The organism is Streptomyces sp. NPDC043427 (genome assembly GCF_056436655.1).
Genome location: NZ_JBWKCC010000041.1, coordinates 83,115 through 95,338, shown reverse-complemented (window position 1 = coordinate 95,338; position 12,224 = coordinate 83,115). Strand labels below are relative to the sequence as shown.

Sequence of the window (12,224 nt, the reverse complement as noted above, 5' to 3'; positions counted from 1 at the left end):
GTACGCCCAGTACGAGGGCTTCCGGCCGGCACACCGAGAGCACGCACCGGACGCCGCTCCTTCCTCCACGGAGATCCGTCAGAAGCCCCCTAGGGCCTCTCGTTCGGATCATGCCGGGCTCGCGGGGTCCGGCACCGCGCCTCGCCGCGTTGTCGTCGGTCGGCAGGGCCCTCTGACGGCCCGTCGGAGGCGATGTCGGACCCATGGTCCACCATGGACGCATGAGTGAGCTGGTCAGGATCCCCGCCCCCGACGGCGTCGCCGCCGCCGCGCAGTACAGCCACGTCGTCATCGGCTCCGGCCGCTTCGTGGCGATAGCGGGCCAGCTCCCCCTCGACGAACACCGCAGGCTGATCGGCGAGGGGGACCCGGAGGCGCAGGCCCGGCAGGTCTTCGCCAACCTCGGGCGCTGCCTGGCGGCCGCCGGCGCGAGCTTCGACGACATCGTCAAACTCACCTACTTCGTCACGGACATGGCCCACATGCCGGCCATCCGCGCGGCCCGCGCCGCGCACCTGCCCGACGACCGCCTCCCAGCCGCCTCGGCCGTGCAGGTCGCCGCACTGGTCCGGCCGGACGTCCTGATGGAGATCGAGGCGTTCGCGGTGGTGCCGGAGTGAGCGACCTGGACGTGACCGCTCTCCAGGTGCGGGACATGACGCTCGCCGACTGCGACCGGGTCTCCGAGATCCGCGTCCGGGGCTGGCAGACCGCCTACCGGGGCCTCATACCGCAGTCGTACCTCGACGCGCTCAGCGCGACCGGGGACGCCGAGCGGCGCCGGGCCCGGTTCGGGCAGGGCGACGGCAGCGTGGTGAACCTCGTCGCCGAGCAGGCCGGCGAGATCATCGGCTGGGCGGCCCACGGCCCGTACCGCGACGGCGAAGTGCGCACAGGGGACGCCGAGTTGTACGCCCTCTACGTCGCCCCCGACCGCCTGGGCAGCGGCGTGGGCCGACGCCTCCTCACGGAGTCGGTACGCCAGTGCGCGGCCCTCGGACACGAGCGGATGTACCTGTGGGTCCTCAAGGAGAACACCCGCGCCCGCCGGTTCTACGAGCGCGGGGATTTCCGGGCGGACGGCGCCGAGGAGCCCTTCGAGGTGGACGGCGTCGCGGTTCCCGAGGTCCGCTACGCCCGGCTTCTGCGGGCCTGACGGCTCACCGCTGCTTCGGGATCCGCGCCAGCGCGTGCACCGCCGCCTCGGCCAGCGTCGGGTGGGCGAGCGCCTCGTTCAGGACCGGACGGGCGCGGACGTCGCCCAGCGCGCCCAGCCCCTCCACACACGCCAGCGCCACCTTGCGGTAGGGGTCGTGCGGGCTCAGCCGTCGCTCCAACGTGGTGATCAGCGCGGGCACGGATTCCGGTGCGCGCAACTCGGTCAGGAGCCGGACCGGGTGCAGGGCGTAGGCGACCCGCAGTTCGTTGGTGGCGAGGGCGGCGGCCGCGCGGGCGGTGCGGGGGTCGCCGAGTCGGGCGAGCGCGTAGGCCGCGGAGGCACAGCGCGGCGGGTCACGGTGGTTGAGGAGCAGGACGAGGGCCTCGAATGCCCGCCGGTCGCCCACGAGTCCCAGCCGGAACGCGGCCAGCTCCCTGGCCCACAGCGGCTGCGCGGGCTCGGTGAGCACTCCCGCCAGTTCGTCGTGATCCTCGGTGGCCACCAGCCGCTCGTACGCGGCCGTCCCCCCGGACTCGCGCCGTAAGCGCTCCGTGAGTGATCGCAACTCTACGTCCATGAGGCGAGCCTAGGCGGGGCACCAGGTGCGCGGGACCTACATCACAAAGTCGGGGGGTGGCGCGCTCGTTACCCGCCGGTTAAGCTCAGACGAGCGAGTTACCCACTCGCAGCCCTCCTCGCGGTGGCCTGGTGACGCAGCCGCCGTGAGAGCAGTCGGTTCGGTACCTCGTGTACCGCAGTTCGACCCGGCCACGGGACAGGGCCGGTCGGTTCCGCCGTCCCTCGGACGTGTGCACGTCCACGGCGACGGCACCGGGCGTGTGCGCTTGCAGCCCGGCACCACACCCGCACTCCTTCCGCACCCCGGTGCGCCCTCGGTTCCGGCCTCTCGGCCGGATCTCCCCTCGGCGCACCCGGGCGCGTCCCCAGTCGTCACCCTCATTCTCTGGAGTCCCGCGATGGCCACTCCCCTGCACGACACCTCTCTGTCCCCGCTCAAGAGCATTGCCGTCGTCGGCCTCGGCACGATGGGCACCGGCATCGCCGAGGTCCTCACCCGGGCCGGCCACGAAGTCATCGGCATCGACATCAGCGAGGCCCCGGCCGCGAGGTCCCTCGCCGCCCTGGAGGCCGCCACCGCCCGCGCCGTGGAACGTGGGAGGCTGACCGAGCAGGAGCGCACGGGCGCCCTCGCCCGCTTCCGCACCTCCACCGACCTGCGCGCGGCCGCCGACGCCGACCTGGTCATCGAGGTGGCCCCGGAGTCGTACGAGATCAAGCAGCAGATCTTCCGGGAGCTGGACGGCATCGTGCGCCCGGAGACGATTCTGGCGACCGGCACCAACGCGCTGTCCGTCACGCGGCTGGCCGCCGACTCGGCCCGCCCGGAGCGGGTGCTCGGGTTGCACTTCTTCAACCCGGCGCCGGCGATGAAGCTGGTCGAGGTCGTCTCGTCCGTGCTGACCTCGCCCCAGGCCGTCGCCGCGGTCACCGACCTGGCCGTCGGCCTCGGCAAGGAGCCCGTCGCGGTCGGCGACCGCCCCGGATTCGTCGCGGACGGGCTGCTGTTCGGCTATCTCAACCAGGCCGCCGCGATGTACGAGGCGAAGTACGCCTCCCGCGAGGACATCGACGCCGCGATGCGGCTCGGCTGCGGGCTGCCCATGGGCCCGCTCGCGCTGCTCGACCTGATCGGCGTCGACACGGCCCGTACGGTCCTGGAGGCCATGTACGCCGAGTCCCGCGACCGGCTGCACGCCCCCGCCCCGATCCTCAAGCAGCTCAGCGAGGCCGGCCTGACCGGCCGCAAGTCGGGCCGCGGCTTCTACACCTACGACGCACCCGGCAGCGCCACCGTCGTGCGGGACGCGCTGACCTCGCTCGACGGCGCCGACCTCACCGCGGGCCGCCCCGTGCGCCTGGTCGGTGTCGCGGGCTCGGGCACCATGGCGTCGGGCATCGTCGAGGTGTTCGCGAAGGCCGGCTACGACGTCGTCATCGCCGCCCGCAGCGAGGAGAAGGCGCAGGCCGCCAAGGCCCGTATCGGCAAGTCGCTCGCCCGCTCCGTCGACAAGGGCCGGGTGACCGCCGAGGCGGCCGCGCAGACCCTGGACCGGATCACCACGGCGGGCTCCTACGACGCCTTCGCCGACGTCGACCTGGCCGTCGAGGCCGTCGCCGAGGACCTGGACGTCAAGCGGCAGCTGTTCGCGACCCTGGACAAGGTGTGCAAGCCGGGCGCGGTCCTGGCCACCACCACCTCGTCGCTGCCCGTCGTCGCCTGTGCCCGCGCCACCTCGCGCCCGCAGGACGTCATCGGCATGCACTTCTTCAACCCGGCGCCGGCGATGAAGCTGGTCGAGGTGGTCCGCACAGTGCTGACGGGCGACGACGTCCACGCCACGGTCCGTGAGGTGTGCGTCCGGATCAAGAAGCACGCCGTCGACTGCGGTGACCGGGCGGGCTTCATCGTGAACGCGCTGTTGTTCCCGTACCTCAACAACGCGATCAAGATGGTGCAGGAGCACTACGCGTCGCTCGACGACATCGACGCCGCGATGAAGCTGGGCGGCGGCTACCCGATGGGTCCGTTCGAACTCCTGGACGTCGTCGGCCTCGACGTCTCCCTGGCCATCGAGAAGGTCCTGCACCGCGAGTTCAGGGACCCCGGCCTCGCCCCGGCACCGCTCCTGGAGCACCTGGTGGCCGCGGGCTGCCTCGGCCGCAAGACGGGCCGCGGCTTCCGCGAATATGCCCGGCGCTGAGCGTCCGGCGGACCGGTTCGCGTCCACGGCGGGCTGGGGCGGGCTGCTCGGCGCGGCAGGCGGACCCCCGCCCGAAGAGGGCGGGGGAAACGCCCGACCTGCGCACCGAGCTGCGCACATGCAGTACGTTCGGGTCATGTCCCAGCCCGCGAAGTCCTCACGTACACCAGCCACGCCCGACGCGCCGGAGAGTGCCGCGGGCAGTCGCGCGGCCGCCCAACGGCTCAGGATGCGCCGGGAGCTGGCGGCCGCGGCGATGGAGCTCTTCGCGACCAAGGGCTACGAGGCGACCACGGTCGACGAGATCGCGGCCGCGGCGGGCGTCGCCCGCCGCACCTTCTTCCGCCACTTCCGCTCCAAGGAAGAAGCGATCTTCCCCGACCACGACGACACACTGATCCGCGCCGAGGCCGTGCTCAACGCGGCGCCCGCGCACGAGCATCCGCTCGACACCGTGTGCCGGGGGATCAAGGAAGTCATGAAGATGTACGCGGCCCGGCCGGAGATCTCGGTCGCCCGCTACAAGCTCACCCGTGAGGTGCCCACGCTGCGCGAGGCGGAGATCGCGTCGGTGGCCCGCTACGAGCGCCTCTTCACCCGTTACCTCCTCGGCCACTTCGACGAGCACGCCCACGACGACGACGCCAACGACGACCCGCTGCTGGCCGAGGTCGCCGCGTCCGCCGTCGTCACCGCCCACAACCACGTCCTGCGGCGCTGGCTGCGCGCGGGGGGCCAGGGCGACGTGGAGGCACAGCTGGACCACGCCTTCGCCATCGTGCGGAAGACGTTCGGCACGGGCATCGGGGCCGGGCGGGACACCACGGCCCGGACCGCTCCGACCACCGCGACGGCGCACGGGGAGGTCCTGGTGACGGTCGCGCGCACCGACGCCCCTCTCGACGAGGTCATGCGCACCATCGAGCAGGCCCTGAAGGAACATTCCTAGACATTCCCCTACGCGACGTCCGGCGACGCGCCGACGGTGGCACCCAGTGCCGCCGTCGGCGCGTTTCTCTTTGCCCCCTCGGCATCTACCCGACAGTAGCTTTGATCGATCATCGCTCATTTGTTACGTAAAGATTTCACCTGAGAGCAATTTCTGGCACCGAGTGCCTTGCGAGGTGACACGGCGTGCCATACGTTGAAGGTGTCCGGGCGGCCGGCGTGCAGAGACCTTTCGTACGCCGGCTGTCCCCGCAAGCCCCTCAGGGCCTGCGCGCCCGGGCGCCTGCGTCACAGGCAACCTCCCGCGCCACAAAGCGCTGCCGAACAGCACCATCCGCCGAACCGACGGCACTTCCCCAACCCTCAGCAGCACCGACGTAACCCTCAGCACCCCTCCCTCAGGGTGCGTACCGCCGGAGGCAACACCGTGACCGTGAACGAGATCCTGGACGCGATCCAGTCCGCCGACTCGACGTCGGCCGACTTCGCCGCCCTGCCGCTCCCCGAGTCGTACCGGGCGATCACCGTGCACAAGGACGAGACGGAGATGTTCGCGGGCATGCAGACCCGCGACAAGGACCCGCGCAAGTCACTGCACCTGGACGAGGTGCCGCTGCCCGAGCTGGGCCCGGGCGAGGCCCTGGTGGCCGTCATGGCCTCCTCGGTCAACTACAACTCCGTGTGGACGTCGATCTTCGAGCCGCTGTCGACGTTCGGCTTCCTGGAGCGGTACGGCAAGGTCAGCGAGCTCACCAAGCGGCACGACCTGCCGTACCACATCATCGGCTCCGACCTCGCGGGCGTCGTGCTGCGCACCGGCCCGGGCGTCAACGCCTGGAAGCCGGGTGACGAGGTCGTCGCGCACTGCCTCTCCGTCGAGCTGGAGTCCAGCGACGGCCACAACGACACGATGCTCGACCCGGAGCAGCGCATCTGGGGCTTCGAGACGAACTTCGGCGGCCTGGCAGAGATCGCGCTCGTCAAGTCCAACCAGCTGATGCCGAAGCCGGACCACCTGTCGTGGGAGGAGGCCGCCGCCCCGGGGCTCGTCAACTCCACCGCGTACCGCCAGCTCGTCTCGCGCAACGGCGCCGGCATGAAGCAGGGCGACAACGTGCTGATCTGGGGCGCGAGCGGCGGCCTCGGCTCGTACGCCACGCAGTTCGCCCTGGCCGGCGGCGCCAACCCCATCTGTGTCGTCTCCAGCGAGCAGAAGGCGGAGATCTGCCGGTCCATGGGCGCGGAGGCGATCATCGACCGCACCGCCGAGGACTACAAGTTCTGGAAGGACGAGCACACCCAGGACCCCAAGGAGTGGAAGCGCTTCGGCAAGCGCATCCGCGAGCTCACCGGCGGCGAGGACATCGACATCGTCTTCGAGCACCCCGGTCGCGAGACCTTCGGCGCCTCGGTCTACGTCACGCGCAAGGGCGGCACCATCACCACCTGCGCCTCGACCTCCGGCTACATGCACGAGTACGACAACCGCTACCTGTGGATGTCCCTGAAGCGGATCATCGGCTCGCACTTCGCCAACTACCGCGAGGCCTGGGAGGCCAACCGGCTCATCGCCAAGGGCAAGATCCACCCGACGCTCTCCAAGGTCTACTCCCTGGAGGACACCGGGCAGGCGGCCTACGACGTGCACCGCAACCTCCACCAGGGCAAGGTCGGCGTCCTGTGCCTGGCCCCCGAGGAGGGCCTCGGGGTGCGCGACCAGGAGAAGCGCGCGAAGCACCTCGACGCGATCAACCGCTTCCGGAACATCTGAGAGGCGTCCATGACTGAGCGTCAGAAGGACCGGCCGTGGCTCATGCGCACGTACGCCGGTCACTCCACGGCCGAGGCGTCCAACGAGTTGTACCGGCGCAACCTCGCCAAGGGTCAGACGGGTCTGTCGGTGGCGTTCGACCTGCCGACGCAGACCGGCTACGACTCCGACCACATCCTCGCCCGCGGCGAGGTGGGCCGGGTCGGCGTGCCGGTGGCCCATCTCGGTGACATGCGCAGGCTGTTCCAGGACATCCCCCTGGAGCAGATGAACACCTCGATGACCATCAACGCCACCGCCATGTGGCTCCTGGCGCTCTACCAGGTCGTCGCCGAGGAGCAGGGCGCGGACATCACCAAGCTCCAGGGCACGACCCAGAACGACATCGTCAAGGAGTACCTGTCCCGGGGGACGCACGTGTTCCCGCCGGTGCCCTCGCTCCGCCTGACGACGGACATGATCGCGTACACGGTCTCCCACATGCCGAAGTGGAACCCGATCAACATCTGCAGCTACCACCTGCAGGAGGCGGGCGCCACGCCGGTCCAGGAGATCGCGTACGCGATGTCCACCGCGATCGCCGTCCTCGACGCGGTGCGCGACAGCGGCCAGGTGCCGCAGGAGCGCATGGGTGACGTCGTCGGCCGTATCTCCTTCTTCGTGAACGCGGGCGTCCGCTTCGTCGAGGAGATGTGCAAGATGCGGGCGTTCGGCCGCATCTGGGACCGCGTCACCCGTGAGCGGTACGGCATCGAGGACCCCAAGCACCGCCGCTTCCGCTACGGCGTCCAGGTCAACTCCCTGGGCCTGACGGAGGCGCAGCCGGAGAACAACGTCCAGCGGATCGTCCTGGAGATGCTGGCCGTGACCCTCTCGAAGGACGCACGCGCGCGTGCCGTGCAGCTGCCGGCCTGGAACGAGGCCCTGGGCCTGCCCAGGCCCTGGGACCAGCAGTGGTCGCTGCGCATCCAGCAGGTGCTCGCGCACGAGAGCGACCTGCTGGAGTACGAGGACATCTTCGAGGGTTCGAAGGTGATCGAGGCCAAGGTGGGCGAGCTCGTCGAGGAGTCCCTCGCGGAGATCGAGCGGATCCAGGAGATGGGCGGCGCGATGGCCGCCGTGGAGTCGGGCTACCTCAAGTCGCAGCTCGTCGCCTCGCACGCCGAGCGCCGGGGCCGTATCGAGTCCGGCCAGGAGAAGATCGTCGGCGTCAACATCTTCGAGACGACCGAGCCGAACCCCCTCACGGCCGACCTGGACACCGCGATCCAGACGGTCGACCCGGCGGTCGAGGCCCGTGTCGTCGCCTCCCTCCAGCACTGGCGGGACACCCGCTACCAGCCGCCCTTCAACCACCCGCGCCCCTGCAAGGCGCTGGAAAAGCTGAAGGAGGCCGCCAAGGGCACCGACAACCTCATGGAGGCCACCCTGGAGTGCGCCCGCGCCGGGGTCACGACCGGCGAGTGGGCCGGGGCGCTGCGCGAGGTGTTCGGCGAGTTCCGGGCGCCGACAGGGGTCTCGTCGGCGCCGGTGGCGATCCCCGCCGAGGAGGGCTCGGCCCTGTCCGAGGTGCGCCGAAAGGTGGATCTGACGGCCAAGGAGCTGGGCGTCGGAAAGCTGCGTTTCCTGGTCGGCAAGCCCGGCCTGGACGGGCACTCCAACGGCGCCGAGCAGATCGCCGTGCGGGCCCGTGACGCCGGCTTCGAGGTCGTCTACCAGGGCATCCGGCTCACCCCCGAGCAGATCGTGGACGCGGCCCTCGCCGAGGACGTGCACGCGGTCGGCCTGTCGATCCTGTCCGGGTCGCACGCCCAGCTGGTTCCGGACGTGCTGGAACGCCTCCGTGTGGCCGGTGCCACAGATATACCGGTGATCGCTGGTGGCATCATCCCAAACGGTGATGCCGAGCAGCTCAGGACCGCCGGTGTGGCCGCCGTCTTCACCCCGAAGGACTTCGACATCACCGGAATCATCGGCCGCATCGTCGACGAGATCCGGAAAGCGAACAAGCTCGACCCCCTGGAGGTCCCCGCATGACCGTCAACCGTCTCCGCCCGCGGCGCTCCTGCCTGGCCGTGCCGGGCTCGAACCCCCGCTTCCTGGAGAAGGCTCAGGGCCTCCCGGCGGACCAGGTCTTCCTCGACCTGGAGGACGCGTGCGCGCCGCTCGCCAAGCCCGAGGCGCGGCACACCATCGTCAAGTTCCTCAACGAGGGCGACTGGACGGGCAAGACGCGGGTCGTGCGCGTCAACGACTGGACGACCGAGTGGACGTACCGCGACGTCGTGACGGTCGTCGAGGGAGCCGGGCAGAACCTGGACTGCATCATGCTGCCGAAGGTGCAGACCGCGCAGCAGGTCGTCGCCCTCGACCTCCTGCTGACCCAGATCGAGAAGACGATGGGATTCGAGGTCGGCAAGATCGGCATCGAGGCACAGATCGAGAACGCGCAGGGCCTGAACAACGTCAACGAGATCGCGCAGGCCTCCCCGCGCGTCGAGACGATCATCTTCGGCCCGGCCGACTTCATGGCGTCCATCAACATGAAGTCGCTGGTCGTGGGCGAGCAGCCGCCCGGCTACCCGGCGGACGCCTACCACTACATCCTGATGAAGATCCTGATGGCCGCCCGCGCCAACAACCTCCAGGCGATCGACGGCCCCTACCTCCAGATCCGCAACATCGACGGCTACCGCGAGGTCGCGCAGCGTGCCGCCGCCCTCGGCTTCGACGGCAAGTGGGTGCTGCACCCGGGCCAGGTCGAGGCGTCCAACGAGATCTTCTCGCCCTCCCAGGAGGACTACGACCACGCCGAGCTGATCCTGGACGCGTACGACTACTACACGTCCGAGGCGGGCGGCAAGAAGGGCTCGGCGATGCTCGGCGACGAGATGATCGACGAGGCCAGCCGCAAGATGGCCCTGGTCATCTCCGGCAAGGGCCGCGCCGCCGGCATGCAGCGCACCAGCAAGTTCGAGATCCCGGAGGCCTGAGCGCGATGCAGTTCGGACGCACCTACGAGGAGTTCGAGGTCGGGGCGACGTACAAGCACTGGCCGGGCAAGACGGTCACGGAGTACGACGACCACCTGTTCTGTCTGCTCACCATGAACCACCATCCGCTCCACATGGACAGCAACTACGCGGAGAAGACGACCGACTTCGGCAAGAATGTCGTGGTCGGGAACTACATCTACTCGCTGCTGCTCGGCATGTCCGTGCCGGACGTCTCCGGCAAGGCGATCGCCAACCTGGAGATCGAGTCGCTGAAGCACGTGGCGCCGACCTTCCACGGCGACACGATCTACGGCGAGACGACCGTGCTCGACAAGTGGCCGTCCAAGTCGAAGAACGACCGCGGGATCGTCCACGTCGAGACCAAGGGCTACAAGCAGGACGGCACGCTGGTCTGCGTGTTCCGTCGCAAGGTGATGGTGCCGACCGAGACGTACATCAAGGAGCGCGGCGGCGAACAGCCCGGCCGCCCCGAGCTCAAGTCGCAGGAGAAGTAAGCCATGGCCCGTCTCGCCCAGACCTCCGGTCTGACCGACATCCAGCAGGAGATCCTCTCCACCGTCCGCGACTTCGTGGACAAGGAGATCATCCCGGTCGCCACCGAGCTGGAGCACCGCGACGAGTACCCGCAGCAGATCGTCGACGGCTTGAAGGAGTTGGGCCTGTTCGGCCTGATGATCCCCGAGGAGTACGGGGGTCTGGGCGAGTCTCTCCTGACGTACGCGCTGTGCGTGGAGGAGATCGCCCGTGGCTGGATGTCGGTGTCCGGCATCATCAACACGCACTTCATCGTGGCGTACATGCTCAAGCAGCACGGCACGCAGGAGCAGAAGGACCACTTCCTGCCGAGGATGGCGGCCGGCGACATCCGTGGCGCGTTCTCGATGTCGGAGCCGGGCCTGGGCTCCGACGTGTCCGCGATCACGTCGAAGGCGGTGAAGGACGGTGACGAGTACGTCCTGAACGGCCAGAAGATGTGGCTGACGAACGGCGGAACGTCCTCCCTCGTAGCCGTCCTGGTGCGAAGTGACGAAGGACACGCCGAGGGCACGGCACCCCACAAGTCGATGACGACCTTCCTCGTCGAGAAGGAGCCCGGCTTTGGTGAGGTCCGCCCCGGGCTGACCATCCCGGGCAAGATCGACAAGATGGGTTACAAGGGCGTCGACACCACCGAGCTGATCATGGACGGTCTGCGGATTCCCGCAAACCGCGTGCTCGGAGGGGTGACGGGCCGAGGTTTTTACCAAATGATGGACGGCGTGGAGGTCGGCCGCGTCAACGTGGCGGCGCGTGGCTGCGGGGTCGCTCAGCGCGCGTTCGAGCTGGGCGTCCAGTACGCCCAGCAGCGTCACACGTTCGGCAAGCCGATCGCCCAGCACCAGGCGATCCAGTTCAAGCTCGCCGAGATGGCTACCAAGGTCGAGGCCGCGCATGCGATGATGGTGAACGCGGCACGCAAAAAGGACTCCGGAGAACGAAACGACCTTGAGGCTGGGATGGCGAAGTACCTCGCGTCCGAGTACTGCAAGGAGGTCGTGGAGGATGCCTTCCGGATCCACGGCGGCTACGGCTTCTCCAAGGAGTACGAGATCGAGCGCCTCTACCGTGAGGCTCCGATGCTGCTGATCGGTGAAGGTACCGCCGAGATCCAGAAAATGATCATCGGACGCAGGCTGCTCGAGGAGTATCGGTTCCAAGGCTAGTTCCGAGGCTGGATGTCCGGGTTCGGGGTGTTTTCTTCGAGAAGAAGATCACACCCCGTCAACACCGTACAAATGCCGACTCGGCTTCCTGACTTACCCAGTTGTGGCCGTGAACCGCTACGATCGCTGAAAGCCGCCGTCCCCCGTCAGAGTGCGGCATCATCCGCTACGAAGGTCATCCATGCCCCACAGCCAAACCTCTGCACCTCGCGACAGCCGAGCCGGTGTACGCCTTGCGCGCGGAGCATCGCCGTGGCTTCTCCCGACCGTCGCCACCGCAGCCGTCAGCCTGGTCCGCGCCCGCCGCTCGGGTGTCGCCAAGGCCGTCGCCGTACCCGCCACCGCTCTCGCGGCGGGCATGCTGTGGTTCTTCCGCGACCCGGAGCGCGAGATCGCGCCGGGACGGGTCATCTCCCCCGCCGACGGTGTGGTGCAGAGCATCATGCCGTGGAAGGACGGCCGCACCCGCGTCGCCATCTTCATGAGCCCGCTGAACGTCCACGTCAACCGCGCGCCCCTCTCCGGCACCGTGACGTCGGTCGAGCACATCCCCGGCGGGTTCGTACCGGCGTTCAACAAGGAGAGCGAGAACAACGAGCGCGTCGTCTGGCACTTCGACACCGAGCTCGGTGACATCGAGATGATCCAGATCGCCGGTGCCGTGGCCCGCCGCATCGTCCCCTACATCCCGGAGGGCACGAAGGTCGAGCAGGGTGACCGTATCGGACTGATCCGCTTCGGCTCGCGCGTCGACATCTACCTGCCCGAGGGCGTGGAGGTCGCGGTCGAGGTCGGGCAGAAGACCGTGGCTGGGGTGACTCGCATTGACCGTGATTGATCCGC

11 protein-coding genes are annotated in these 12,224 nt (G+C 69.1%); 10 read left to right on the top strand and 1 reads right to left on the bottom strand.

Annotated elements, in window-relative coordinates:
- Positions 1 to 221: 221 nt before the first annotated feature.
- Together AC067M_RS41760 and AC067M_RS41755 are read left to right on the top strand one after the other, a co-directional pair.
- The gene (locus AC067M_RS41760) at positions 222 to 620 is read left to right on the top strand and encodes a RidA family protein (protein ID WP_478702220.1); all 399 of its coding nucleotides are present in this window, start codon (positions 222 to 224) and stop codon (positions 618 to 620) included.
- A gap of 35 nt (positions 621 to 655) precedes the next feature.
- Positions 656 to 1,156 carry an N-acetyltransferase family protein gene (locus AC067M_RS41755; RefSeq protein WP_478702225.1) on the top strand — a complete coding sequence of 167 codons (501 nt, stop codon included), beginning with the start codon at positions 656 to 658 and terminating at the stop codon, positions 1,154 to 1,156.
- 4 nt (positions 1,157 to 1,160) lie between these two features.
- Here the strand turns inward: AC067M_RS41755 and AC067M_RS41750 are convergent, their stop codons facing one another.
- Positions 1,161 to 1,736: an adenylosuccinate lyase gene (locus AC067M_RS41750; RefSeq protein WP_478702219.1), complete on the bottom strand. Its 576-nt coding sequence runs from the start codon at positions 1,734 to 1,736 to the stop codon at positions 1,161 to 1,163.
- A 400-nt stretch (positions 1,737 to 2,136) separates the two neighbouring features.
- On the opposite strand from AC067M_RS41750, the gene AC067M_RS41745 reads away from it, so the two are divergent.
- The 8 genes from AC067M_RS41745 to AC067M_RS41710 all read left to right on the top strand — a co-directional run bounded on the left by AC067M_RS41745 (position 2,137) and on the right by AC067M_RS41710 (position 12,219).
- Entirely contained in the window at positions 2,137 to 3,942 is a 1,806-nt protein-coding gene (locus AC067M_RS41745; RefSeq protein WP_478702218.1) for a 3-hydroxyacyl-CoA dehydrogenase family protein, read from the top strand.
- Positions 3,943 to 4,078: 136 nt separating this feature from the next.
- Complete coding sequence (locus AC067M_RS41740; RefSeq protein ID WP_478702217.1) at positions 4,079 to 4,891, top strand: TetR family transcriptional regulator; 813 nt, start codon at positions 4,079 to 4,081, stop codon at positions 4,889 to 4,891.
- Positions 4,892 to 5,323: 432 nt separating this feature from the next.
- Positions 5,324 to 6,661, top strand: coding sequence for a crotonyl-CoA carboxylase/reductase (gene ccrA, locus AC067M_RS41735; protein ID WP_478702224.1), 1,338 nt, complete (start codon positions 5,324 to 5,326; stop codon positions 6,659 to 6,661).
- 9 nt (positions 6,662 to 6,670) lie between these two features.
- Positions 6,671 to 8,698, top strand: a complete 2,028-nt coding sequence (locus AC067M_RS41730; protein WP_478702216.1) for a protein meaA — start codon at positions 6,671 to 6,673, stop codon at positions 8,696 to 8,698.
- Positions 8,695 to 9,654 carry an HpcH/HpaI aldolase/citrate lyase family protein gene (locus AC067M_RS41725; RefSeq protein WP_468500994.1) on the top strand — a complete coding sequence of 320 codons (960 nt, stop codon included), beginning with the start codon at positions 8,695 to 8,697 and terminating at the stop codon, positions 9,652 to 9,654. Before AC067M_RS41730 ends, AC067M_RS41725 begins: the two co-directional genes overlap by 4 nt.
- 5 nt (positions 9,655 to 9,659) lie before the next feature.
- Positions 9,660 to 10,172, top strand: coding sequence for a MaoC family dehydratase (locus AC067M_RS41720; RefSeq protein WP_478702215.1), 513 nt, complete (start codon positions 9,660 to 9,662; stop codon positions 10,170 to 10,172).
- A gap of 3 nt (positions 10,173 to 10,175) precedes the next feature.
- Complete coding sequence (locus tag AC067M_RS41715; protein WP_478702214.1) at positions 10,176 to 11,381, top strand: acyl-CoA dehydrogenase family protein; 1,206 nt, start codon at positions 10,176 to 10,178, stop codon at positions 11,379 to 11,381.
- Positions 11,382 to 11,562: 181 nt separating this feature from the next.
- On the top strand, positions 11,563 to 12,219 hold the full coding sequence (locus AC067M_RS41710; RefSeq protein ID WP_478702213.1) for a phosphatidylserine decarboxylase: 657 nt from the start codon (positions 11,563 to 11,565) through the stop codon (positions 12,217 to 12,219).
- Positions 12,220 to 12,224: the final 5 nt, after the last annotated feature.